Genomic DNA, 25,084 nt, shown 5'->3' on the forward strand with positions numbered 1-25,084 from the left:
TCCGGGGATTTCAAACGTGAGTCGCTATAATTACTCTTTCCACAAAATATGGCAAATCTGGTGAGACTTTTCCCGGCAAATCAAAATACGAGCAAAAATATCATTAATCTCAGCATCCTCAGATTCTGCCAGCCCGATAATCACCTCTGCGAAAAAATCAGGGTTCAGATCGAAATCCACATGTTCAAGCCAATCCTCGGAAGGATCCAGTAATTCTGCACCGCCCCGTATTTCGAATTGTAAGCTAAATAGCAAAATATCCGCAGGATCAAGATTGGATGAAGCCAGCTCAAGAAAGATGTCATACGCTTTCTCAAGGGTTTCATCTTCTGTCATTCGGTTGTTGAGATCTAAGTCCATCGTTTGTGAAGGTTTGTTGTCCATATCAATTCATTTGTCAGTAGTAATGATGGGAGAATTAAAACATGATGAAGCATTGATTGGTACCCCCATCTTGTCAAGACGAGGGTATTGGTCACAGTAGTGGGCTGAAAAAGTAACAAATACGTTCAATTATCCGATGCCACAAAGGGCGCTGTTCCCACTCATGGATTTCCAGCAATGTAGAATGGGCCATGTAATCGTATTGCACCAGAGTCAGGTCATTACCAAAGTTTTCGTCATCAATAACCACGGTAATTTCAAAATTCAGCCACAGGCTGCGCATATCGAGATTAACTGAGCCAACCATACTGAGTTGGCCATCAACCAAAATGCTTTTGGTATGTAATAAACCCTCTTCAAACTGATAAATCTTAACTCCCGCCTTCAATAGTTCAGAAAAGAATGCACGACTTGCCCAGCGAACCAGGAAAAAATTATTTCTGCGAGGAACAATGATAATAACTTCCACCCCTCTTAAGGCCGCAGTGCAGATAGCATTCATCAGGTCATCACTGGGAACAAAATAAGGGGTAGTTAATATCAATTGCTTACGGGCAGAGAAAATAGCCGTCATTAAAGATTGTTGAATTAACTCTTCAGGGAATCCTGGACCAGAGGCAATAATCTGAGTTGTATGCCCGCTGGCTTGTTCAAATGGCATGATATTGTTGTCTGGTGAGGGTGGAAAGATGCGTTGACCTGTTTCCATTTCCCAGTCACAAGCGTAAATAACCCCCATCGTCGTGGTAACCGGCCCTTCCATTCGCACCATGATGTCGATCCATTGTCCAACGCCGGCGTCTTGCTTAAAGAAGCGTGGATCTACCATATTCATACTGCCAGTGTAAGAAATATAGTCGTCTATCAGGATAATTTTACGATGCTGGCGCAGATCCATCCGACGTAGAAATAGACGGAAGATATTGACTGGTAAAGCTTCAACAAATTCAATGCCCGCCTGGCGCATGATATCCGGGTATTGGCTACGGCAATATAACCAGCTGCCGGCTGAATCCACCATAACACGGCATCTGACTCCTCGGTGCGCTGCAGCCATAAGGGCATCAGTCACTTGTTCAACCAAGCCGCCGGATTGCCAGATATAAAACATCATCTCAATGCTGTGTTTGGCATTCTCAATATCTTCAATGATGGTTTTGAGTGAATTGTCATAGGTTGTCAGCAGTTGGATCTTGTTACCCTTAACACCTTCAAGCCCTTGTCGCCGTTCGCAAAGCTGGAATAAAGGTGTCGCGACTTCGCTATTTTCCGTGGCGAAGATATGACGAGATTTGCGCAACTCTTCAAGCCATACCGCTGTTGACGGCCACATGGCTTTTGCCTGTTCAACTCTGCGTTTTCCCAAATGCAGCTCACCAAATGACAGATAAGCGATAATGCCAACTAAGGGCAGGATATAAATAATCAGCAGCCAGGTCATAGCAGAAGTGACAGGCCGGCGTTTTATTAAAATACGTAAGGTGATAATGGCAACGATTAGCCAATAGAAAAAAATAGCAAGCCAACTTAGGACGGAATAAAAGGTTGTCATGTTCGGCAATCAATCCTGTTTTGTTCAGACATCTTTGATGGCGTTTAACACGGTTTCCCCGAAACACGGGATATAAACGATCTAATTAATCTGATGAATTTACCAAAAAATCGGCAAGTATACTGTAAGCATCATACTTGATATTGGTTATTTAGCACTATATGACATAAAAAGTACTATTCAGATACACCTTGGATATCTTTTTTAAAGGCCTATATAATGAGCGTGATATTTTTTACAGGTATAATTGTATGAGACATAGTCGGAATGAAGTAGGACGGTGGCGGAGATTGCGTCAGAATCTCAACCGCCGTCGCCGTTGGATGGAAGGGCAATCAAGACGTAATTTACGTATTTATTCACTACGTAAATTAGATGTTTATAAACAGCGGCGAGCTTTATTGTTTGTTCAACATAGTGAGTGGATGCAGTAAAGAAATAATATTTTTGGCCTTATATTCACGCTTACCTACAATCTTTATTGAATATGATTGCTATTTGCATTTAAACTAGCAGTTATTCGAGGATTGACTATTATGCTGCTAATCAAGAACCCCCTTATGCGCTGGATACATTGGCCAATATTATTATCAGTTTGTTTGCATATTTCTGTTGCTGCCGCACTTTTTTGTTCTGTAATACCGGAAAAACAGCCTGATGCTGCACTTATGTCTGTAGCTATGATTCAGTTAGCTGCCGAAGAAGCTCCGGTTTCACAACCCGCGGCACCTGAACCCGAGTCAGAGCCAGAGGAGCCGGAACCTGTTCCAGAGCCGGTGATCCCAAAGCCAGAGGTGAAGAAGCCGAAACCGGAAGTGAAGAAGAAGGTTGTTAAAAAGCAATCGGAGCCAGTTGAGAAGACAACTGAACAACTGGAAAAGCCACTGGTTAACCGTACTGATAATAATCAGAATAAACCGGCAACTAATACGGCAACTAAATCACAGAATGGGCCAAAAGCATTAAGTAAAGCGTTACCCATTTATCCATCCAGAGCGGCAGCATTGGGGATTGAGGGTAATGTTAGAGTCAAATATGATATTGATGAAGACGGTCGGGTAAAAAATATCGAAGTGATTGGTGCCAATCCACCCAATGTTTTTGACAGGGAAGTGAAAAAAGCAATGAGAAAGTGGCGTTATGAAAAAATACCCGCTGTTGGCTATATCACAACAATAGAATTCAAAATGACCGGTATATCTCAATCCTGATTGGCGGGAAAATGCAGATAAAAAAGGAGCATGATTTAGATGCTCCTTTTTTTACATTAATAATCAGGCTTATTCGTCAGTGCTGCTGGTCAGTTGGAATTGGGTTTTGCCTTCGGGTAACCGGCGCGGGGTATTATCCTCATTAACAGCAACATAAGTGAATACCGCTTCGGTTGCACGATAGCGTTGACCTACAGGCTCAGATGCTACTTTCTTCACCCAGACTTCGATGTTAATCGTAATCGAACTGTTGCCGGTTTTGAGGCAATGCGCATAGCAGCAGACGACATCACCAACAGCGACAGGTTTAAGGAAAGTAATACCATTTACTCTGACAGTGACAACACGGCCTTCTGCAATTTCTTTTGCCAGAATTGCGCCACCAATATCCATTTGTGACATCAGCCATCCGCCAAAAATATCTCCATTGGCGTTGGTATCAGCGGGCATAGCCAGTGTGCGGAGGACTAATTCTCCGTAAGGTAATTGTTGTTGTGTCATTGAAAACTTTACTTTATTTGATGAAAAAACAATACCTGCCTACAGACGATAGCAGGCAGGTATCCATTTGAATAGGGTTACTTCTGTTCGCGTGGCAGGTGACGATAAATATATACTACACTGAGCACGGTGAAAACCAGGGTCAGGGCAGTCAGACCAAATACTTTAAAATTAACCCAGACATCTTGCGGTAACCAGAACGCGACATAAATATTGACCAGCGCGCAGGCAATAAAAAACAGCGCCCATGCCATATTGAGTTTATTCCAGACAAAATCTGGTAAAACCAACTCTTTTCCTAGCATTTTCTGAATAAGGGGTTTTTTCATGAACCATTGGCTGATTAGCAAGGCTAATGCGAATAAGGCATAGATTGCGGTGACTTTCCACTTAATAAAGAGATCACTGTGGAAAGCCAAGGTCAGAGTGCCGAAAACAGTAACCATGATAAAAGTGATCAGAGAAGATTTTTCTACTTTCCGGTAGATGAAATAAGTTATCGCTACTGCTAAACCGGTGGCGGCGATCAGTGCCCCGGAAGCATAGAAAATATCATACATTTTATATACAACAAAAAATACGACTAAAGGTAGAAAGTCTAAAAGTTGTTTCATGTTTGAACCTATTGTAACTCCGGCAGCTGACTCTATCCGATTTTGGTGATTGAATATACTAAGCGGTAACAGTATGGCTTTATTTATCGATAAATAAAGATTTTTATTGATCTGTTTCGCACAATTTTACCATAAAGAGCGGCGTAATTAACTTCCTGTTGTCAGTGAACATATAACACAGCATTATAGCCAAAACCCGTTGAAAAATAAGAGGGCATAAACCAGATGCAGTGGAAAAAACTACAGCGTTGGATGCCAGGGTTGGGCAATTTTTCTCATTATCGCAAAGAGTGGTTTAGTCATGATTTAAGGGCTGGGCTTTCTGTGGCCGCAGTAGCTCTGCCGGTTGCTATTGCTTACGCTGAATTAATGGGGATAAGTGCAATTATCGGTCTCTATGCCTGTATCTTGCCAATGTTCACTTATGCGTTATTTGGCACTTCAAGACAGTTGATTGTCGGGCCGGATGCAGCAACGTGCGCGGTTATCGCGGCAGCGGTTGCTCCCTTGGTTTTTGGTAATGAAGATGTACGTTGGCAGCTTACGATCGCGATGACTTTAATGACAGGGATATGGTGTATTCTCGCGAGTCATTTCCGATTAGGTGCGTTTGCTGATTTTCTTTCAAGGCCGATCCTTAAAGGATTAATGAACGGTGTGGCATTGACAATCATGGTGGATCAGTTGGCTAAAGTCTTTGGCTTTGCCGGCGTACCTGTTGGATTGATTGAACGGGTGATCGCATTGCCTGCAAAATTAATGAGTACTCATTTACCGACGTTGGCGATGTCGGTTGTGACGGTATTGATTTTGCTGACTGTACGTTTCTTGCGCCCGGCCTGGCCGGGGCCTTTGTTGGCAATGGTATTAACGACGTATTTAAGCTGGCAATTTGGGCTTGAAAAATACGGTATTCAGATTGTTGGCAGTGTCAGCGGTGGGGGATTACCTGTTGTTCCAATGCCTGATTTTCAACCTGGAATTATGCGTGATCTGGTTATCCCATCTCTAAACCTTGCCGTCATCAGTTTTGTCAGTTTTATGATGACGGCCCGTAGTTTTGCCAGTAAAAACGGCTATCAGATTGATGCGGATTCTGAGCTTAGGGCCTTAGGTATTGCGAACATTGCTTCTGCTTTATCACAAGGGTTTGCTGTCAGTGCTGCCAGCAGTCGAACTGCGGTTAATGATGCTATTGGTGGAAAAACTCAATTGGTCTCTGTGATTGCCGCTGTGGTTATTCTGCTGGTTTTGCTGTTCATGACTGGTTTCCTGGCGCATATTCCATTGTCATCTCTTGGTGTGGTACTGATTTATTCAGCATCGTCATTGTTGAGTTTACGGGGGATCTGGTCACTGCGGAAACGAAATCGTCAGGCATTTACTTTATCGTTGTTTACCCTGATTTCAGTGTTGGTGGTTGGTTTGATTAACGGTGTTGGTTTTGCTGTTTTGCTTGGCTTATTGCAGTTTTTGCGAATTGTCTTCCGCCCGACAGATCAGCTTTTGGGCGTTAATGAACAAGGGATGATTCACTCCATTAACCAAGGCAATGAAATTAAACCGGTGGACGGTGTGATGATGTATCGGTTTAACTCCCCATTGACTTATTTTAATGTCAGTTATTTTAAAAAACGGGTGTTGCAGCATGTAGACAAGGCGCGAAAACGCCCAGGTTGGTTAGTTGTTGATGCGGCGGTGAGTTTTACCTATGACGATGTGAGTGTTTTTGCGGCGATTGATGAGCTGATTACTGAATTGAAAGTAAAAGGTATCACACTGGTGCTCGCTGGCCGACGGACAGAACTTACCCGCTGGATAAAACAAAATAAACTGAGAAGCAGTGATGACGATCTGATTGTGGTGCCCGATCTTTATTTTGCTGTGCGGATGATTCAAAGTAAGCCCGAATGGTACTCTAATTATATCAAAAGATAATGAGACAATCGTAAATTGACCAAGATGTCAGGAAGACAACCAAGCAACTTGTTAACTTATGGAAAGGCTAAGTACTCAGATTATGTTGATCCAATGAGTGACAGCAAGAGTAAAACATCTGTTAGCTACGGATTGGGATTACAGTTTAACCTTATGCCAAATTGGACTATCGATATATCTTATGAATACTCAAAATTGGATGAGCTTAAGATAGTCTGTCAGCCCCATAGCTTTTATCGCTATGGGGTTTGTTGAACGGCTACTTTATATTCATTTTTGTTGTGAAGAGGCAACCAGCATATATAACCTGAACAGATAAATTAGCAGAATGGCTGAGATCAGGTTATTAAACACGCCAAGCATGATCCCCGCCATCTCACTATGAATAAATGTCAGATGATCAATAATAAACACCAGCAAGAGCTTGGCAGTTAGCCATAACAGAATTGCCGGAACCAGCAAGCGAATATTGGCAAATGCCAGTTTCCAACTTATTTTCATAGAGGCAAAAATACCACGACGCTCAGCGGTCATAATCACGGGTGATAAAGCCAGGGCGATAGACAGAATAATACCTGGTACCAGCATGAGCATCAAACCAAGTTGGATCAGCAAGGTGCAGATAAGCAATAGCAGGAACAGTTTTGGTAATTGGCTTGCGGATAAACCAATTGCTTGTAATGAAGAAATACGATTTCCCGCTGAAACTGCCGTGACCAACGTCAAGACACCACCAACCAGTAGCACATTGCCAATCATACTGGAGAAAATGGTTCCTATTCCCGCTCGCATGATCATTGACTGCTGCTCTGGAGTCATTTGAGACACCATATCCTGAATACCTGTTTTACCTGAAGTTGCAAAAGTGAACTCTGCTTCTGTCAGCAGCTTCATCTGTTCGCTATCAGGGATAAACAGGTGCCCTAATAGGGTAGTCACCAGAGCCGCCAGAACGGCCAAAGTCAGAATACTTAACAGTTGATTCTTGAAAAAGTTAAAACTGTCACGGTACAGGGTATTCGCCGTGATTGGCATGAAGACAGCTCCTATCAGGTTAAACAACACAATAATACACAGCGGTTAATTGTACTCTGTTATGGGCAGATGTGGATAGCTGAAAGGAGATTATGCGGATAAATTAGTGATTAATTGTGATTGTTGATAAGAGGAAAAAATTCTTTATGTTATCTTTTCAATATAAAAACAAACATAAATTTAACCTTATTAAAACATAATGAAAATATAATTAAATGAGGAATAAAACACTAAAATTGGCATATAAATATAAAACAAAAAATCTGATTGATTAACAATAAATAAATATTGATTTATGTCAATTTAAAATAATTCCTATTTGAAATAATAATATCTCAAATATACGATTTTTATTAAATTCTTTAAAAGATGTGATCTGTCTTGGATCATAATTTTAAATATATGGCTATATTTTTATTGACTTTTAAATCACAAGAATGGGATGAATAATGAAAAAACTTTCTGCATTTGTGTTAGCAGCGGCAACTTTAGCACCATCGTTCGCTTTTGCTCATGAAGCGGGTGATTTTCTTTTCCGCACGGGTACTGCAACAGTAAGGCCTAATACAGGATCTGATAATGTATTAGGGGTAGGTTCTCTTAGTGCGGATAATAATACCCAGATGGGGCTGACCTTCGGTTATATGATTACCGATAATATTGGTATTGAATTACTCGCTGGGACACCTTTCCAGCATCAGGTAAGTTTACCGGGTGCAGGTAATATTGCTAAAATAAAGAGTCTACCACCAACATTAATGGCGCAATACTATTTCGGCTCTAAAGAAAGTGATTTCCGCCCTTATATTGGTGTTGGTTTGAACTATACCACTTTCTTTAACGAAAAATTCAATGGCAATGATGCTGTTAAAGGTAATAATTTACACAGTCTGGATCTGAAAGATTCCTGGGGTGTTGCCGGTCATGTTGGCTTAGATTATGAGTTAGATCAGAACTGGATGCTAAACGCGTCTGTGTGGTGGGTGAACATTGAAACGGATGTGAAATTCAAAGCAGGTGACAAGAGCCATAAAATTGACACCCGGCTTGATCCGTGGGTATTTATGTTTGGTGTCGGTTATCACTTCTAATAAGAACCGTTTTTATTTAATGTGAGTTGTATAATATGGGAAAATGGGGCATAATTTGCCCCATTTTTTATACTAAAGCTGAGTTGCCGATTTCATTTTTGATACAAACTCAGTGAGTTTTTTCAACATTATTTCTGGCTGAGAAAGATTTTCTTCAATAATTTTGACTACGGCAGATCCGGAAATTGCACCAGCTGCACCACTTGCTAGCGTTTCTTTTATCTGTGCAGGTTCTGAAATACCAAATCCCTGTAATGGCGGTGCAGCATGATATTCCTGCAACTTATTGACCAAATGATTTAAAGGATGTTCAGCGCGTCGTTCTGTGCCGGTAACGCCTGCTCGGGATAATAAATAGGTATATCCCCGGCCATAAGAGGCGATTTCACGTAATAATTCATCTTCCGCATTCGGAGGGCAAATAAAGATAGGGGCAATACCGTATTTCATTGCTGCAGTACGGAATGGCCGTGATTCCGATATAGGAACATCTGCAACTAATACAGAATCGACACCTGAATCTTTGCAGCGGCGATAAAACTCGTTTATGCCATTATGAAAAATCAGGTTGGCATACATCAATAAACCAATAGGAATATCAGGATATTTTGCCCGGATTTTTGCCAATAGTTCAAAACAAAGAGTGGGGGTAACATTTGAGGAGAAAGCACGCAGATTGGCATTCTGAATTGTCGGGCCGTCAGCCAGCGGATCAGAAAAAGGAATACCTAACTCGAGGGCATCAGCACCACCTGCAATCAGTGCGTCAATAATTTCCAACGATAATTCTGGGTTTGGATCGCCCAGTGTGACAAAGGGGACAAAAGCACCTTGTTTACGGCTTTCCAATTGTTTAAATAGCTGCTCATAACGTTCCATCAGATTTCCCCCCTGGATTTTAAAATATCATGGACAGTAAATATGTCTTTATCACCGCGACCAGATAGATTGACGATTAGTAATTGCTCTTTATCAGGCGCTTGCTGGATCATTTTCAAAGCATAAGCCAGCGCATGAGAGGATTCGAGAGCCGGAATAATGCCTTCTTCACGGGAAAGCGTTTTGAATGCAGCTAATGCTTCATCATCAGTGATGGAAAAATAGTCAGCCCGGCCAATACTGTTCAGATAGGCATGTTGGGGGCCAACAGAAGGGAAATCCAGGCCGGCTGAAATAGAGTAAGATTCTTCTATCTGGCCCTCATTTGTCTGCATCATGGGTGATTTCATACCAAAATAGATACCTAGTTCGCCATGTTTCAGCGGGGCGCCATGTTTGCCTGTTTCGATACCGTGTCCCGCGGGTTCAATGCCAATCAGGCGTACTGATGTTTCAGGAATAAATGCGGCAAACATGCCAATGGCATTGGAACCCCCACCAACACAGGCCAGCACGGCATCAGGCAAACGCCCCTCTTTTGCCAGAATCTGGGCTTTGGCTTCTTCACCAATCATACGCTGGAACTCTCGAACCATAGTCGGATAGGGATGTGGGCCAGCAGCGGTACCTAACAAATAGTGAGCTTTATCATAGCTGCCTGACCAGTCACGTAGTGCTTCATTGCAGGCATCTTTTAGGGTTGCAGAGCCGCTGTAGACCGGGATAACTTCGGCTCCCATCAGACGCATGCGAAAGACATTAGGGGATTGGCGTTCCACATCTTTAGCACCCATATAAATACGGCATTTCATATTTAAAAGTGCGCAGGTAAGGGCTGTTGCTACACCATGCTGGCCCGCACCGGTTTCCGCAATAATTTCATTTTTGCCCATGCGTTTCGCTAGTAATGCCTGACCAAGTACCTGATTGGTTTTATGAGCGCCACCGTGTAATAGATCTTCTCGTTTCAGATAAAGACGGGTTTTAGTGCCTTTAGTCAAATTACGGCATAAAGTTAATGCCGTTGGTCTGCCTGCATAGTTTTTCAGTAGATCCTGAAATTCCTGCTGGAATTCAGGATCTTGCTGAGCATCAATAAATGCTGCTTCTAATTGTTCAAGGGCGGGAATAAGGATCTGTGGCACAAATTGTCCACCGAAATCACCAAAATAGGGGTTAAGTTTACTCATTATTCTGTTTGTCCATTAATCAAAGAATCGTTGTTTATTGGTAGCTACGTAGACGCTGAAACACTTTGCTTAATTTATGACTGCTTTTGATCCCCGGGGCACTTTCAACACCAGAGTTGAAATCAAGTCCACAACAGCCATATTTTGCTGCCTGCTGGCAATTTTCTTCATTTAATCCACCTGCCAACATAACATTGTCGAGTGATTGTTTTTCAAGTAATTGCCAGTCGAAACTTTTGCCGGTCCCACCTTTGCCGTTATCAAGCAGATACCGATCAATATTTCCGGCTTTAGCGTGAAATGAATCTTTCGACATATCAATCGCTTTCCAAATTTGGCAGTTTTCAGGCAATAATTTCCGCAGTTCTTCAATATAAACTTCGCCTTCTGCTCCATGTAATTGCACCGCAGCGAGAGATAGAGTGTGGGCGGTATGACTGATAAATGCAGATGATTGATTTTGAAATACCCCCACATATTTGAGAGCGGCCTCATTGATGATTTGTTGAGCCTGTTCGATATTAATTCTACGCTGAGAATGCTCAACAAATATCAAGCCACCATAAACAGCCCCTGCTTGTAATGCCGCTTTGGCATCTTGTGGGCGGGTCAATCCACAGACTTTATTTTCCCCCAGAATCAGTTTGCGTAATGCCAGATCCAGATTGGACTGGGACATCAAAGCGCTGCCAATCAGAAAACCATTAGCATAATGGCTGAGTTCACGAATTTGCTGGTGCTGGTGGATGCCTGATTCGCTGATAATAATCGTTCCTTCTGGTAACTGTGGCGCAAGTTGTTTGGTTCGGTTTAAATCTATAGAGAGATCTCTTAGATCACGGTTATTGATACCAATAATTTTGGCTTTTAATGCGACAGCCCTGATCCGTTCTTCTTCTGAGCTCACTTCAGTCAGTACGCTCATATTTAGACTATGCGCAAGTTCAGACAGCATAATATATTGCTCATCGTCAAGAACGGACAGCATCAGCAGAATTGCATCTGCCTGATAATAACGAGCAAGATAAACTTGATAAGGATCGATAATAAAATCTTTGCACAATACCGGCTGATGAACGGCATGACTCACCAGACGGAGAAAGTCATAGCTGCCCTGAAAATATTTTTCATCTGTTAATACTGAAATTGCGGCAGCATAAGGCTGATAAGTTTTTGCTATCTGGATGGGATCAAAATCCTGACGAATGAGTCCTTTTGAAGGCGATGCCTTTTTACACTCCAGAATAAAAACAGTCTGTTCACTGTTTAGCGCCTGATAAAAACTACGCTGGCTGGCAACAATAGAATCAATAAAGCTTTCCAGAGGTTGCTGTTGCTTACGGCCAATAAGATATTCGGCTTTATCATTAACAATTTTCTGTAAAACGGTAGCTTGCATCATTAACTCCTTGCGGCAAGTGAGGTGACTCGTTCATAAGCCAGACCACTGTGAATGGTTTCAAGAGCTTGTTGAGTGTTATGACGTAAATTTTCCTGTCCATGAATTTTCATCAGCAGGGCAACATTAGCGGCAACGGCATCAGCATGGGCTTTCTTACCCTGACCTTGTAACAATAAACTGAGTATTTCGCGGTTTTCTTCCGGTGCCCCCCCTTTTAATGCCGATATTGGATGGCTTTGTAAACCAAAATCTTCAGCATTTAATTGATAATGGGCAATTTCTCCATTATTAAGTTCTGCAACGATTGTTGGTGCATGCAGGGCAACTTCATCCATTCCACCACTGTGAACAACGGCAGCCCGTTGATAGCCTAGGACTTGCAAGGCATGGGCAATGGGTCTAACCAGCTCAGGGCTGTAAACGCCAATTAATGCCAACGGCGGGCGGGCCGGGTTAACCAGAGGACCTAATACATTGAACAGCGTCCGGGTTTTCAGTTGCTGACGTACAGGTATCGCATGGCGGAATCCAATGTGATACTGCGGCGCAAACAGAAAACAGATACCGATTTCATCTAAAGCGCTGCGGGCGCATTCTGCGCTGATATCAAGTGTTATACCAAATGCCGCCAGCAAATCAGATGAACCTGAACGGCTGGAAACACTGCGGTTACCATGTTTGGCGACTTTAATATGACAAGCTGCTGCGACAAATGCACTGGCGGTTGAAATATTGATGCTGTCAGTTCCATCGCCCCCTGTTCCGACAATATCGCAGAAAGTGTAGTCTGGCCTCGGAAATGGCAGGGCATTTGCCAGTAACGCCTGCGCAGCACCGGCGATCTCCTGTGGCTGCTCACCGCGCAATTTCATACTGATAAGGACCGCAGCGAGTTGCGGCTCACTTAATTCTCCTTGAATTATGGCGGAAAACAGTTGCTGGCTCTCTTGTTGTGTCAGTATCTGTGCACTGAACAATTTGTCGAAAATAGACTGCATTTTCATACCTCCTTTTTAATTCAATGCCCAGGCCAGAGTTTGTTCAAGTAATCTGGTGCCATGTGTTGTGAGAATGGATTCTGGATGGAACTGGAACCCACAAACCTTATGTTTGTCGTGGCGAACCGCCATAACGGTGTCGCCACAACGGGCAGAAATTGTCAATTCAGATGGAATTCTGTGACCCGCCAGAGAGTGATAACGGGCAACGGGTAGAGGATTTTCCAGATCAGCGAACATAGCCTGATTATCATGCTCTGCCAGAGAGGCTTTGCCGTGCAGGATTTCATCAGCGGCGGAAATCTCTCCACCATAGGCTTCAATAATTGCCTGATGTCCAAGACAGATGCCGATCACCGGAATTTTGCCGATTATTTTTTCGAGTAATTCAGGCATACAGCCCGCGTCAGAGGGTTTACCCGGTCCCGGTGAAAGCATCAGTAACGGAGAAGGTAGCGCTTTGAATTGCTGCATAATGATGTCAGTTGCAACGGTATTGCGATAGATAACAACCTGATGATCTTTATTGCGTAATTGATCGACGAGGTTATAGGTGAATGAATCCACATTATCGAGCAGGAGAATATTCGCCATCAGAAAATCTCCTCTGCTTGATGTGCTTCCGCAATGGCACGAATGACGGCTCTTGCCTTGTTGCAGGTCTCTTCAGCTTCTGCCAAAGGTACGGAATCCAGTACTACGCCAGCGCCGGCCTGAATCGTCGCGATGCCATCTTCCACGTAAGCCGAGCGGATAACGATACAATTATCCATATTACCTCTGCCGGTGAAATAACCGACTGCGCCACCGTAGCTGCCACGACGTTCATTTTCGTAATGGGCGATAAGTTGCATTGCCCGAACTTTCGGTGCACCGGTAAGGGTTCCCATATTCATACAAGCTTGATAAGCATGGAAAATATCTAAGTCATGGCGTAATGTCCCGACCACACGGGAAACCAGATGCATGACAAAAGAGTAACGATCGACTTTTGTCAGATCAGCGACATAGCGGCTGCCGGGTTCACAAATACGGGCTAAATCATTACGGGCTAAATCAACCAGCATCAAGTGTTCAGCTAATTCTTTGTGATCTGTACGCATCTCCAGTTCAGTTCGGCTGTCCAGATCTGCATCCAACTCTCCGGCAGCATTGCGCCCACGGGGACGCGTACCGGCGATAGGATAAATCTCAATTTGACGATTAGACGCATCATATTTAAGTGCGCTTTCCGGGGAAGCACCGAACAGGCAGAAGTCTTTATCCTGCATGAAAAACATGTAGGGACTTGGATTGCGTTGTTTAAGTTTTTGATAGGCATTAAGCGGTGCGGGACATGGCAGAGAGAAGCGCCGTGATGGAACCACTTGAAAGATGTCTCCCTGGCAGATGTATTGTTGCAATTGTGTCACTATTTCTGCATATGTTTTGTCATCTTGATTGCATGAAACTTTCATTGTCGGCAGAGAGATTTGTTGTACTGGTTCCTTGGGTTCTGTAATAAGTTCCGCTAATATTTTCAATCGTTGCTTGAGGCGTTGCTCTTCTTTTGGCGAATCACTAAAGAGACTGATTTTCAGGCGTGCGTTTTTATTTTGATGGTCGATCACCATTAAAGTTTCTGCCAGATAAAAACAGAAATCAGGACAACGTTGAACGGTTTTTACTGTGGGTAATGGCTCAAACCCGGCGACTAAGTCGTAGGAGAAAAGGCCGCCAACGAATATTGCTTCTGCATTGTCTTGTGATAGTAATTCGCATTGTGATGGCAATTCTGCCAGAGAAAGAAGGGCACGCAGTGCATCAAATACAGATATGGCTTTCAGACGACTATCTTCATCTATATCGATCATATTGTGATTGATTGGTGGAAAGATCAATTGAAGATAATCGTGTGTCATTTCAGATTGGACGTTGCTGGGAAATTTTTTGACCAAAACTGGTAATAAATTTCGGCCATTTTCTGTCAAGGCGTTAAAAGTGACTTGATTGCCGTTTGCGCTGATACGCAAAGCACTGTCGATGATTAACAGGCTTTTCAGGCTTTTTTTACTGTTAATTTCTGCCGATTCCAGCAATAACGTTGCTGGTCGTTTACTACAGAGTTGATTGAATAGCTGTGCAGGATCGGGCTGATAAGTTGTTTCCTGCTCAATGACTGTGAGTTTTGGTTGTTTATCCGTCATTTTTTCGTCCTGATTATGAATTATGCATATAAAAAAACCCGCCTTTTTGGCGGGTTTTGGTAATTTGGCACTGTTGATTTATGTGCGTGACCATACCGCCCTGAATGGGAAGTTGTGCCACCAACGGATAGATATCATAAATACAGCCATTTTCAGTGCCTCTTTTCGCATTAAATATAGATGATATACGGGATAATACTGCCATTTCTTTTGTACTAGTAAACTGGAACGGTATTGGTGTGTCAAGAATTTTTTTCGATTGGTTGGGTAAGAACAATGGGTTATCAGGATAGGACCGGATAACTCTGGTAGCTTGATATTATGGACGAACGCTTATCATTTTATGATATCCCTATGATGCATATTTAATAATATTACACATATCAATTTTATTTCATAAAAAACAGAATTTAGCTGTAGTAAATCTTGATTAAAAAGCATGATTGACTGGCTTTTTCTTGAGTCAACGGGCAAACGGTAAGAATAGATAATCAATTTTTATATCTGTATATGAAAAAAAGAGGTTTAACAGAGATTACTGTAAGAAGTAGTATTTATAACTCTAATATATCGTGTTATTTAAAATTTGTATTTTTATGTATTTAAGCTATGTAATCCTTTGTGTTCAATACATTATAGGTATTCTTGGTGAGCGATTTTTAGTATGAATACTTATAGATCTCTACTTAATTCTGGCATAGATTGCCATGATTTAACTTTCTGATGTTTAAAAATTGTACTGTTGGTGGAGTGTAATATGAGTAAAGATGAATCAAAAGCAGATAGTCAATTGGTATATCAAACTGATCCTGGATATATGCATGGTGCAGAACTTATCGGTGTGGGCGCGGCGCAAAAAACCTATGAATTAAATAAGTTCGACCCTAAAAACGTTGATAACGCATTATCGTATACACCAACAAGGCTCGCTAAAACGGTTTTTAATATTTATGAGGAGAACGATGATTTTGCTATTCTCTGTTATTTAACTGATTGGTCAATCTACGATAGGCGTCTAATGCCGACAGGAGATGATGATTTTAAAATATATGGAGGAAGGGGGGCTAATTTAATGCGCCTTAAGAGTGATAAAGAAAAAGGAAAGCCATTTAAAAGAATTATTTTTAGCTTTGCAGGTATTATCGGTGATACCGGAGAGAAGCAAGCGGATATCATGAGAGCGGCTAAAGATGGATGGAAGATGGGAGATACTGATGAAAATATAATTAAAGATCATAAAGGTAAACCTATTCCGATTGATTCTTGGGCTGATGTTGGTTCTTATCTTAATTGCGGTTTCAGTGGTTGGAAGGATGACGATTGGAAGTTATATGAACAAGATAAAGCACAGGGAGTATTAGGCGGTCTGCGCTTACTCAGGGACGAAAATCCGGATCTGGAAATATCTGTCAGTGTTGGTGGTTGGTCAATGAGTGGTGCTTTTTATGAAGTCTGTCGTGATGATAAGTTCCGTAAGAATTTTGTTGAGGGAGTAAGAGAGTTATACACTAAATTCCCTATGCTAACCCATATTGATCTTGACTGGGAATATCCTGGTTCTGCGGGAGCAGGTAATAAATTTGATGAAGATGATTATAAGTATTTTGTCGAACTTATTAAGGATTTAAAGAGTGCGAATATAAGTAATTTAAAAGGAATCAGTATTGCTGCTTCCGCCGATATAGAAAAAATAAAAGCAGCACATATTCCAGAATTGATCGCAGCGGGTGTTAATGAAATTAACCTAATGACTTATGATTTCTTTACGTTAGGTGATAAAAAACTTTCTCATCATACTAATCTTTATCGTAATAAAGATGACCAATACTCTAAATACTCAGTTGATGATGCAGTTAATTATCTCATCTCTTTAGGTATTAATAAGAAATTAATTTATATCGGCTATTCAGGTTATACTCGTAATGCCAGAACTGCGGAATTAGAAAGTAAGTATGATGAACAGTTGGTTGGTAAATATATTGATGGAACATCCACGGTTGGGAGTTTTGAAAGCAGTGTCACTGAATGGACAGATATTATTTATAATTATGTTGATTATGAGAATCAAATAGGTCGTAATGGCTTTGAGGTTTTCCATGATCCGGTTGCTAAAGCTGATTATCTTTATAATAAAGATCTCAAAGTATTTATGTCATTAGATACTCCTCGTTCGGTAAGAGAAAAAGGTCGTTATGTTAAAGAGAAAGGTTTGGGTGGTCTATTTATTTGGACAGGCGATCAAGATAATGGTTTGTTAACTAATGCTGCCCATGAAGGATTGGGGCGTAAGGCAATTAAAAAAGTGATTGAAATGAAGCCATTCTATTTCGAAGGTGAGCTTCCTTCTTACGACAAACCGAAAGAGAAGCAGTGTGAAGCATGTAAATTAAATTGATTTTTCTCTTTAAAAAACTTCGCTGTTTAATATAGTTATAGTCTCTATAACTGTTCTATTCAGGTGTTTCCGATTAATTAGGTTGGGATAATACAATGGATAAATATAAAAGCTCTCTTGGTGAAAAACGGGATATAAAAAAAGTATCGCCATTATTGGCTGCGGTGGCAGAAGTAAAATCGTCAAAATCGCCAATATTACCGATGAGTTATATGCAGTTAGATTCAGTAGAGAAAACAGATAACTCCACCGTCACATTAGTAAATACGCTTCAGCGTCTGGGGTATCATTCTATTTTTGATATTATTGAAGTATCAAAACAACGATTTATTAAACGCCATAATGAGTTTTTATCGGGTCATGCAGAGGTGATTTTTGATAAAGCCGTTAGCGCTGCTAATCAACTGGTACAAAATTATCGGCAAAGGCAGCTTAGAGATTATGATGGCGCAACATTAAGGAAAGTGAATAGTCAGACAAGGCATTTTTCTTATAGTAAGGATAATGTCGATGAGAAAGAAAAATTACCTGATTACAGTAGCTTATTTCCTGAACCTTGGGATGATTTCTGTCAGCCAGGCGCTATTGAGGCTCTTGACAGCCCGGTAAATTACTTACTTGATCTTTATAAATTTGTAAAACAAATAGAGTTAGATGGTTCTAATAACGCCGTAAGCCTGGAGGAAAGACGTGTCGATATTCCTGGCTTATTACTTGATAGCGATAATCTTTACAAAGAGATCACTGCGATATCTATTGTAAATGATGTTTTATCCAAGAGCGCCAGAGAATATATTGATCAGACAGGTCATGCAGATAAACCCGTTAATCAGGTTTTGGGAGAGACTCGCTTTCCCTTCACGTTACCTTATAGTTTACCTTCTCAACAGATAAATAAAGGCTTGGCCGAAAAAGAGACTGAGTTGGGCACGATTATTCAGCAAGTGGATCAGCAATTTCCCTGGCATATTTTAACTGAAAAACGTGATCAGGCTTTGCTTGCTTATACTCAATTGAGCAAAGAGCAAATGACTCTACTGACAGAGAAAAGCCCATTTTCACAAAACTTTTTGTCACGTGAGCAACTGATTAAGAGTTATTTCAGCAAAAGTACAACAGAAGTCTTACCTGAACATGATATTTCAAAACATGCTTATATTATTCTTTCTGGTGAAAATATTACGGGCCCGACGTCGTTGAGTGATGGGGCTGATAAAGCTTATGATGAGATTGTCGTTACCTGCGAAAATAGATCCAAAGAGACTATCAAAGTTAAACTTCGGGGTGAAAATGTTCTGACCTATAACCGTGTAAAAGCGAGGATGGAACCTTTTAATAATTCACCTCCATTTGGCCGGCAATTAAAGTTAACTTATGTAGAGAGTGATAATAGTACAATTGGTAATTTGGATAATGGCCCTTTCTTTGGTGAAATGATGGTTTATGCGGCAATGCCGAAAGAGGACACAAATAACGTATCGATAAATATTGAAGGAATTAATTTCCTGACAATGACTTACCGTTTTGCGATTGCTAAACAAGGAACTGCACAATCAGAATTATTGCCAGAAGCCGAGCAATTTTTCCAGGATAATTATGGTCTTTCCGCGGATGAAAGCGTGAAATTAAAACTGATTCTCTCTTTTGGTCAACAGACAGGATCGAAAGTGACAGATCTGGAACACCTATTTAGTAGCGGTGATTTCCGGCCGTTAGTTTCACCCAATGTGGTATTTTCTAACCCCATCTTTGGTAGTGGACAAACGTCAGAAAACTTTCCTGCTCCTTATCATTATGGGGGGGCTTATATCAATGCGGGGCAACTGGACACATTAGAGATTATCAGAACTGACTATGGACGTGAGATAAGTGCAGTTTCTGATTTTCGCTATGATCGAATGAATCGTTTTATTCGCTTACAGCGTTGGTTAGAGCTACCATATCATCAGCTTGACTTACTTATTATTTCAGCAATAAAAGCTGAATCAAAAAATGCAGATCTGGCTATTACTGATAATACATTAAGAGCATTAGGTTTATTCCGCCATTTATCTACACAATATAAAATATTACCAGAAGCATTTGCCGGATGGATATATCAGATTACGCCATTCTCCATCAGTAATAATGTTCCTTTTTTTGATCAACTCTTTAATCAATCTAAACTTTTTGACCAGCCTTTAATTTTGGATGACAGCGAATTTAATTATACGGAGAATCAGGGAAATGGTGCGAAAACGGTCAAACAACTGTGTGCCGGGTTAGCTATTCCTTTATCCACGTTTCAAGTGATTGCACCTATAGTCGAGAAAGCATTAAAGCTCTCTTCTGGTAAATTAGTTCGTAATCTCGATGTGGTGTCCAGATTTTATCGTTTGGTAACTATTCCTCGGTTATTTGGTTTTTCTACGGAAGATGGATTGATCCTGGCTGATATTTTAACCGGTGAGAACGGATATCTGGCAAATATACCGATTTTGGGAGAGAAAAATGACATCCTCAGTATTATTGCTCAAATGGAAGTTTTGACTTCCTGGTTGGCTAAAACAAAACTGACACCAATAAAGCTTTCCCTGTTATTGGGGAAAACTGATCTTCCTGTCGTTCCAACCAATGGAATGCTGACTTTTTATAAAGGAATTTCTAATGGATTGACTGATAATGTGTGTTTAAAAGAATCCGATTTTAATCGGCAAGAAATAAATGATATAGATTGGTGGACTATTCTGTCAGATAAAGAGGGTGTTTTTGATAGGGATAACGGACTAGTAAAAGATATTCCATTGATATGGGGAAAAACAGACGAAGAATCTCTGAAGAAAAGGATTGAAGATATTATAAATAAAAAAATAAATCCGGATGATAATCAAACTAATATTATCTTGCAGATCATCTTACAAGCTAAAACTGCGCAAGAGAGTCTATTGTCTAGCGCTGTTGCTGGTGAATATGGTGTATCAAGAGATATTGTTCCGTTACAACTTCGTTGGTTGGGAAGTAGTGTTTATTCAGTACTGAGGATGGTATTAAGTGATACACCAGAAAAAGTTGAAGATATTCAAAAGGAGTTTTTGGATCTGACTTATAGTTTATTAATTTACACTCAGTTAATTAACGCATTAAGCATAAGTAATAATCTATTGTTATTACGTTTGATAAATCCTGAATGGCTGGGGTTAGGCGTAAATAAAACAACGGAAATGGCATTATCGTTAGATGAGATTTTCCTGCTGAATCGCTATCAGGATTTACTGGAAAATGCGAAACAAAGAGAAGATAAAATTCAGGAATATTTCACTTTTGCTAACAATGGGTCTTTACCCCAAAAAGCAGAGGATGATAGTAGTTATAAATGTGCACAATTGCTTACCGAAATTTTAGGTTGGGATCCTGATGAAATTTATCTTGCTTGTGAGAAAGCCGGGTTAGAAAAGAAACGCGCAATAACTTTATCTCAAATAGATTGGCTACGACGATTACAACAACTTTCTGTTAAAACCAATTTGTCCATTGAGCCTTTATTAGACGCTGGTGCACTTGTCGTTAATTCAGATTTTGAAGTTTTTCAAAGTATCGGTGAAGCTGTTATGGCCGCATTAAAAGCGCAAGGAGATGATGAGAATGTCTAATTTAATTGAAGCAAAATTACAGGAAAACCTGCGTGACGCATTAGTTGATTATTATCTTGGTCAGATTGTTCCGCATGATACCGCTTTTCAATCTCAGCGTGAAAAAATTAAAAATGTTGATGATTTATATGATTTTCTATTGTTAGACACTCAGGTTTCTTCCAAAGTAAAAACAGCGCGTGTCGCACATATTACCCAATCTGTACAACAATATATTAACCGCATTGTCTTGAATTTAGAGTCAGGTTTATCTATGACTCAGGAAGATGCGGATAATTGGCAGGAATTTGCTAATCGTTATGGCTATTGGTCTGCAAATCAGCAACTTGCTATTTACCCGGAAGTATATGTCGATCCCACATTACGTTTAACAAAAACGGAATTTTTTTTCCAACTTGAGAGTGCGCTCAATCAAGGAAAGCTCACGGATGATGTTGCTCAGAAAGCGATATTAGGATATCTGAATAACTTTGAAGAGGTCAGTAATTTAGAGGTTATTGCCGGTTATGAAGATGGGGTTGATATTGCCGATGATAAGATCTATTTCATTGCCAAGACACGCACTCAGCCATACCGCTATTTTTGGCGGACTTTAGATACAAAACAGCGCAATGGTCAGACTGAGCTGTATCCTACGGCCTGGAGTGAATGGAAGCTGATTAATGTCCCTTTAGAAAATGCACGTAACGGTATTATTCGCCCAATTGTTCTGAATAACCGACTGTATATTAGTTGGTTTGAAGTTGCTGAAGAAAAACAAGATAAAGATAATAGTATTAAGTATCGAACTAAACTTAATTTAGCGCACTTGGCGTTTGATGGCACCTGGAGTACAGGGACTACGGTTCGTGAAGATTTACTTGATCATTCCATGAAAGAGTTGATTGCTGTTCTCGATTGTACAGGAGATGCTGAACGTTTAGCGCTGGTTGCATTTGTTCGTTTGCAAGGTATAGATGAAAATAAAAAACCGTATGATTATGATGAAGTTTTCACTTACGTTTGTGACAATTTGTTAATGGAGGCAACCGATCTGCCCAAATCCACTTCAAAGCTGTCTGATCTGGATTCATATGGTGCAGCTTTAGTCTGGTTCTATTTTCGGGAGAAATTGAATGGGGGGCCGGAAGAATATAAACAATTAGTTCTTTATCCGGTTAATAATAATATGAAATGGCCGATAGCCGGGCCAACAACATTTGAAGGACAACTGGGTACAATAGATGATTTCAAGTTGGATGCTGCTTATGTTGACCAGACATTGAATCTGAATCTTACATCCAGTTCAACATATAAATATGATTTTAGCAGAAGCAAAAATATCCTTTATTGTATTTGGCTGGAGGACAGTAAAGGTGAACGGTGTTGGCTGAAATATAAGGTACTTACCCCGGAAGATTATGAGCCAAAGCTGAATTTCACATTGAATCGGTGTGACAGGAGTGATGTGACAATTGTCACCGGCTTTAGTTTGCCATCAGAAACCGGAGCAGATATTGCAGGCAGAATTAAGATTAAGCTGAGTGTCGGTAAGTTGGTTCGTGACAAGGTTCAAATTAAGCAAACTAAGCAAACTCAATATTTGCAATTTCCAAAAGAAGAGCAACCCGAAAGTTGGTATTCTGATAAAGCAATTCGTTTAAATACGCTTTTTGCAAAGGAGTTAGTTAGTAAGGCGAGTCAGAAACTGGATAAAGTTCTGAGTTGGGAAACCCAAAATATTCATGAAGAGTCGATTACCGACAGTGATTTAAAACCCATTGACCTTAAAGGTGCAAATGGTATTTATTTCTGGGAGTTGTTCTTCCATATGCCATTTATGGTGGCCTGGCGATTTAATGTAGAACAGCGTTATGAAGAAGCCAGTCGCTGGATTAAGTTTATTTTTAACCCTTTTGAGAGTAGTGATGAACCCGCATTAACACAGGATAAGCCACGTTATTGGAATAGCCGCCCGATAATTGACGAACCAAAACGATTGCGTAGCCTGGTAGAACCGACGGATCCTGATGCAATTTCTGCCAGTGAGCCTATTCATTATCGTAAGGCTATTTTTAATTTTTACGTTAAAAATGTTATCGATCAAGGCGATATGGAATATCGGAAGTTACAGCCTACCGCGAGAACGCTGGCACGTCTGAGTTATGCAACGGCAAGTTCCCTGTTGGGCGCCCGTCCTGATCTGCAATTAGCCAGTGCCTGGCAGCCGATAACTCTTGAGGATGCATCCTATAAGAAGAATAGCGCCGTACGTGAATTGGAGATGATAAGTTATCCTTTGCCTTATGCTGCGGTGGTTCATGATAAAACGATTCGTGCGCTTGATAATGATCTCTTCATGAAACCTATCAATGAAGAGTTGACTGCACTGTGGGATAGAATAGAAACCCGGATTTATAATTTACGACATAATTTAACGCTGGATGGTAAAGAAATTTCTATGGATCTTTATGATTCGAAAATTTCTCCCAGAGGGTTAATGAATCAGCGCTATCAGCGTGTTGTTACTGCCCGAAATGCCAGCCGAATGAATTTCAGAGTGCCAAATTATCGTTTTGAACCGATGTTGGCACGGGCAAAATCCGGTGTCGAGACATTGATACAATTTGGCAGCACATTGTTAAGCTTGTTGGAACGTAAAGATAATCTGAGTTTTGAATCATTTCAGATGGTCCAGAATAATGATCTCTACCGTTTTGCTGTTGATCTCCAGCAACAGGATATCAATATTAGCCAGGCCAGCCTTGATGCGTTGCAAGTGAGTAAGCAATCTGCTCAGGAACGGTATGAGCATTATAAAAGTCTTTATGATGAAAATATTTCATCAACGGAGCAACAGGTTATTGAATTGCAATCTCAGGCATCTTCTGCCTTATTGGCTTCACAGGTATCAAGGACGGCTGCGGCAGCGCTGGATTTAGTTCCCAATATTTATGGATTGGCCGTCGGTGGTTCGCACTGGGGAGCGGCTTTGAATGCTGTTGCTGAGATAGCGACACTGAAATACCAATCTGACAGTACTAAAGCCGAAAGCCTCAGTGTTTCTGAATCTTATCGCCGTCGTCGGCAGGAGTGGGAGTTACAATATAAACAAGCCGAATGGGAAGTGAATTCCATTGAGCAGCAAATCAGTATTCAACAGTTGCAGGTCAGTGCCGCACGTAAGCGTTTGGTGCAGGTTGAAGCTCAACAACAACAATCTCAGGCACTGTTGGCTTATTTTTCTAGCCGCTTTACCAATGAAAGCTTATATACCTGGATGATTAGCCAGATCTCAAGTCTCTATTTGCAGGCTTATGATGCTGTTTCATCGTTGTGTTTGTCTGCTCAGGCCTCTTTGCAGTATGAACTTGGGTTAGGTGAACAGAATTTTGTTGATGGTGGCAGCTGGAATGATCTCTATCAAGGATTGTTAGTCGGTGAAAATCTGAAACTGGCTCTGCAACGCATGGAGCGTGTTTATGTTGAGCAAAATGCACGTAAGTTAGAGATTATTAAAACGATTTCGCTTAAATCGCTGTTAGGTGAATTTTGGGAAGATAATCTCAAAATTTTGAAATCGCATAATGCAATTACATTTAATTTGGATGAATTAAAGCAGTTTGGTGCGGATTATCCGGGGCTATTTAATCGGCGGATTAAATCAGTTTCCGTTACGCTTCCTATGTTGATTGGGCCTTATCAAGATATCTGCGCCAAATTAAGTTTGTCGGGTGTGAGTAGTTATACGACAAAAGCAGATATCAAAACTGTCGAAAAGATGCTGAAAGAAGGTGCTCGTGCGGAAACTCCTTATACTGTACGCAGCATACAACCCAATCAACAAATTGCCTTATCTACGGGTGTTAATGACAGCGGGATGTTCATGCTTAATTTCGATGATGAACGTTTCTTACCCTTTGAGGGAGTAGGGGTAGGATCGAGCTGGAATTTCCAATTTACTAATACATCTCAAGATTTAGAAAGCCTGACGGATGTCATTCTTCATATTCGCTATACCGCGCAAGAAGGGTCAACATCGTTTGGCGTGGCGGTTAAAGAATTATTAAAAAAAGAAGAAACAGATTCTTAATAGCGGG

19 protein-coding genes and 1 other annotated feature are annotated in these 25,084 nt (G+C 40.9%); of the genes, 8 read left to right on the plus strand and 11 right to left on the minus strand.

The genetic code is table 11. From position 1 onward, the window contains the following. Positions 1-30 precede the first annotated feature (30 nt). Both C5470_RS03765 and cls read right to left on the minus strand, forming a co-directional pair. Complete coding sequence (locus C5470_RS03765; protein ID WP_132351913.1) at positions 31-360, minus strand: HI1450 family dsDNA-mimic protein; 330 nt, start codon at positions 358-360, stop codon at positions 31-33. A gap of 115 nt (positions 361-475) precedes the next feature. Continuing rightward, the gene (gene cls / locus C5470_RS03770) at positions 476-1,936 is read right to left on the minus strand and encodes a cardiolipin synthase (RefSeq protein WP_166286064.1); all 1,461 of its coding nucleotides are present in this window, start codon (positions 1,934-1,936) and stop codon (positions 476-478) included. A 251-nt stretch (positions 1,937-2,187) separates the two neighbouring features. On the opposite strand from cls, the gene C5470_RS03775 reads away from it, so the two are divergent. Then, on the plus strand, positions 2,188-2,370 hold the full coding sequence (locus C5470_RS03775; protein ID WP_166286066.1) for a YciY family protein: 183 nt from the start codon (positions 2,188-2,190) through the stop codon (positions 2,368-2,370). 102 nt (positions 2,371-2,472) lie between these two features. After that, positions 2,473-3,147, plus strand: a complete 675-nt coding sequence (tonB, locus tag C5470_RS03780; RefSeq protein WP_166286068.1) for a TonB system transport protein TonB — start codon at positions 2,473-2,475, stop codon at positions 3,145-3,147. Between the two features lie 69 nt (positions 3,148-3,216). Here tonB and yciA read toward each other — a convergent pair whose 3' ends face one another. Together yciA and C5470_RS03790 are read right to left on the minus strand one after the other, a co-directional pair. Continuing rightward, positions 3,217-3,648 (minus strand): acyl-CoA thioester hydrolase YciA, encoded by a 432-nt coding sequence (gene yciA / locus C5470_RS03785; RefSeq protein WP_166286070.1) that lies wholly within the window; start codon positions 3,646-3,648, stop codon positions 3,217-3,219. Between the two features lie 77 nt (positions 3,649-3,725). Next, on the minus strand, positions 3,726-4,262 hold the full coding sequence (locus C5470_RS03790; protein ID WP_166286072.1) for a septation protein A: 537 nt from the start codon (positions 4,260-4,262) through the stop codon (positions 3,726-3,728). Positions 4,263-4,487: 225 nt separating this feature from the next. Between C5470_RS03790 and C5470_RS03795 the strand changes: the two genes are divergently transcribed. Further along, entirely contained in the window at positions 4,488-6,200 is a 1,713-nt protein-coding gene (locus tag C5470_RS03795; RefSeq protein ID WP_166286074.1) for a SulP family inorganic anion transporter, read from the plus strand. A 24-nt stretch (positions 6,201-6,224) separates the two neighbouring features. Next, the gene (locus C5470_RS03800; protein WP_166286344.1) at positions 6,225-6,455 is read left to right on the plus strand and encodes an outer membrane protein; all 231 of its coding nucleotides are present in this window, start codon (positions 6,225-6,227) and stop codon (positions 6,453-6,455) included. Between the two features lie 15 nt (positions 6,456-6,470). On the opposite strand, the gene C5470_RS03805 is transcribed toward C5470_RS03800, so the two are convergent. Beyond that, on the minus strand, positions 6,471-7,235 hold the full coding sequence (locus tag C5470_RS03805; protein WP_166286076.1) for a YciC family protein: 765 nt from the start codon (positions 7,233-7,235) through the stop codon (positions 6,471-6,473). Between the two features lie 449 nt (positions 7,236-7,684). Here C5470_RS03805 and ompW point away from each other — a divergent pair, with 449 nt between their 5' ends. After that, complete coding sequence (gene ompW / locus C5470_RS03810; protein WP_166286078.1) at positions 7,685-8,326, plus strand: outer membrane protein OmpW; 642 nt, start codon at positions 7,685-7,687, stop codon at positions 8,324-8,326. 72 nt (positions 8,327-8,398) lie between these two features. Here the strand turns inward: ompW and trpA are convergent, their stop codons facing one another. Genes trpA through C5470_RS03840 form a run of 6 tightly spaced genes read right to left on the minus strand, consistent with a single transcriptional unit; the run spans position 8,399 to position 14,981 of the window. Beyond that, a complete protein-coding gene (gene trpA, locus C5470_RS03815; RefSeq protein WP_166286080.1) occupies positions 8,399-9,205 on the minus strand; it encodes a tryptophan synthase subunit alpha in 807 nt (268 codons plus the stop codon). After that, positions 9,205-10,395 (minus strand): tryptophan synthase subunit beta, encoded by a 1,191-nt coding sequence (gene trpB, locus C5470_RS03820; RefSeq protein WP_166286082.1) that lies wholly within the window; start codon positions 10,393-10,395, stop codon positions 9,205-9,207. The genes trpA and trpB overlap by 1 nt, the downstream gene beginning before the upstream one ends. 34 nt (positions 10,396-10,429) lie before the next feature. After that, the gene (gene trpCF, locus C5470_RS03825) at positions 10,430-11,794 is read right to left on the minus strand and encodes a bifunctional indole-3-glycerol-phosphate synthase TrpC/phosphoribosylanthranilate isomerase TrpF (RefSeq protein WP_166286346.1); all 1,365 of its coding nucleotides are present in this window, start codon (positions 11,792-11,794) and stop codon (positions 10,430-10,432) included. A gap of 2 nt (positions 11,795-11,796) precedes the next feature. Further along, on the minus strand, positions 11,797-12,795 hold the full coding sequence (trpD, locus tag C5470_RS03830; protein WP_166286084.1) for an anthranilate phosphoribosyltransferase: 999 nt from the start codon (positions 12,793-12,795) through the stop codon (positions 11,797-11,799). 15 nt (positions 12,796-12,810) lie between these two features. Further along, positions 12,811-13,389 carry a glutamine amidotransferase-related protein gene (locus C5470_RS03835; protein WP_166286086.1) on the minus strand — a complete coding sequence of 193 codons (579 nt, stop codon included), beginning with the start codon at positions 13,387-13,389 and terminating at the stop codon, positions 12,811-12,813. Beyond that, positions 13,389-14,981: an anthranilate synthase component 1 gene (locus C5470_RS03840; RefSeq protein ID WP_166286088.1), complete on the minus strand. Its 1,593-nt coding sequence runs from the start codon at positions 14,979-14,981 to the stop codon at positions 13,389-13,391. The genes C5470_RS03835 and C5470_RS03840 overlap by 1 nt, the downstream gene beginning before the upstream one ends. Before the next feature lie 28 nt (positions 14,982-15,009). Beyond that, positions 15,010-15,110 (minus strand) — a sequence feature (Trp leader region). 628 nt (positions 15,111-15,738) lie between these two features. Between C5470_RS03840 and C5470_RS03845 the strand changes: the two genes are divergently transcribed. The 3 genes from C5470_RS03845 (at position 15,739) to C5470_RS03855 (ending at position 25,077) form a co-directional block, all read left to right on the plus strand. Next, entirely contained in the window at positions 15,739-17,376 is a 1,638-nt protein-coding gene (locus C5470_RS03845) for a glycoside hydrolase family 18 protein (RefSeq protein WP_166286090.1), read from the plus strand. A gap of 95 nt (positions 17,377-17,471) precedes the next feature. After that, entirely contained in the window at positions 17,472-21,005 is a 3,534-nt protein-coding gene (locus C5470_RS03850) for a Tc toxin subunit A (protein ID WP_166286092.1), read from the plus strand. Next, positions 20,998-25,077, plus strand: coding sequence for a Tc toxin subunit A-related protein (locus C5470_RS03855; protein WP_166286094.1), 4,080 nt, complete (start codon positions 20,998-21,000; stop codon positions 25,075-25,077). Before C5470_RS03850 ends, C5470_RS03855 begins: the two co-directional genes overlap by 8 nt. Positions 25,078-25,084: the final 7 nt, after the last annotated feature.

Origin of the sequence: Photorhabdus stackebrandtii (assembly GCF_011189495.1) — a bacterium.
Lineage (GTDB): Bacteria > Pseudomonadota > Gammaproteobacteria > Enterobacterales > Enterobacteriaceae > Photorhabdus > Photorhabdus khanii.

Excerpts from the sequence above, each read along its gene's own strand:
- yciA (WP_166286070.1), bottom strand. The coding sequence starts at position 3,648 with ATGACACAACAACAATTACCTTACGGAGAATTAGTCCTCCGCACACTG.
- trpA (WP_166286080.1), bottom strand. The coding sequence starts at position 9,205 with ATGGAACGTTATGAGCAGCTATTTAAACAATTGGAAAGCCGTAAACAA.
- C5470_RS03835 (WP_166286086.1), bottom strand. The coding sequence starts at position 13,389 with ATGGCGAATATTCTCCTGCTCGATAATGTGGATTCATTCACCTATAAC.
- C5470_RS03855 (WP_166286094.1), top strand. The coding sequence starts at position 20,998 with ATGTCTAATTTAATTGAAGCAAAATTACAGGAAAACCTGCGTGACGCA.
- C5470_RS03775 (WP_166286066.1), top strand. The coding sequence starts at position 2,188 with ATGAGACATAGTCGGAATGAAGTAGGACGGTGGCGGAGATTGCGTCAG.
- C5470_RS03845 (WP_166286090.1), top strand. The coding sequence starts at position 15,739 with ATGAGTAAAGATGAATCAAAAGCAGATAGTCAATTGGTATATCAAACT.
- C5470_RS03805 (WP_166286076.1), bottom strand. The coding sequence starts at position 7,235 with ATGCCAATCACGGCGAATACCCTGTACCGTGACAGTTTTAACTTTTTC.
- C5470_RS03840 (WP_166286088.1), bottom strand. The coding sequence starts at position 14,981 with ATGACGGATAAACAACCAAAACTCACAGTCATTGAGCAGGAAACAACT.
- C5470_RS03795 (WP_166286074.1), top strand. The coding sequence starts at position 4,488 with ATGCAGTGGAAAAAACTACAGCGTTGGATGCCAGGGTTGGGCAATTTT.
- C5470_RS03850 (WP_166286092.1), top strand. The coding sequence starts at position 17,472 with ATGGATAAATATAAAAGCTCTCTTGGTGAAAAACGGGATATAAAAAAA.
- trpD (WP_166286084.1), bottom strand. The coding sequence starts at position 12,795 with ATGCAGTCTATTTTCGACAAATTGTTCAGTGCACAGATACTGACACAA.
- C5470_RS03800 (WP_166286344.1), top strand. The coding sequence starts at position 6,225 with ATGTCAGGAAGACAACCAAGCAACTTGTTAACTTATGGAAAGGCTAAG.
- trpCF (WP_166286346.1), bottom strand. The coding sequence starts at position 11,794 with ATGCAAGCTACCGTTTTACAGAAAATTGTTAATGATAAAGCCGAATAT.
- C5470_RS03790 (WP_166286072.1), bottom strand. The coding sequence starts at position 4,262 with ATGAAACAACTTTTAGACTTTCTACCTTTAGTCGTATTTTTTGTTGTA.
- C5470_RS03765 (WP_132351913.1), bottom strand. The coding sequence starts at position 360 with ATGGACTTAGATCTCAACAACCGAATGACAGAAGATGAAACCCTTGAG.
- tonB (WP_166286068.1), top strand. The coding sequence starts at position 2,473 with ATGCTGCTAATCAAGAACCCCCTTATGCGCTGGATACATTGGCCAATA.
- trpB (WP_166286082.1), bottom strand. The coding sequence starts at position 10,395 with ATGAGTAAACTTAACCCCTATTTTGGTGATTTCGGTGGACAATTTGTG.
- cls (WP_166286064.1), bottom strand. The coding sequence starts at position 1,936 with ATGACAACCTTTTATTCCGTCCTAAGTTGGCTTGCTATTTTTTTCTAT.
- ompW (WP_166286078.1), top strand. The coding sequence starts at position 7,685 with ATGAAAAAACTTTCTGCATTTGTGTTAGCAGCGGCAACTTTAGCACCA.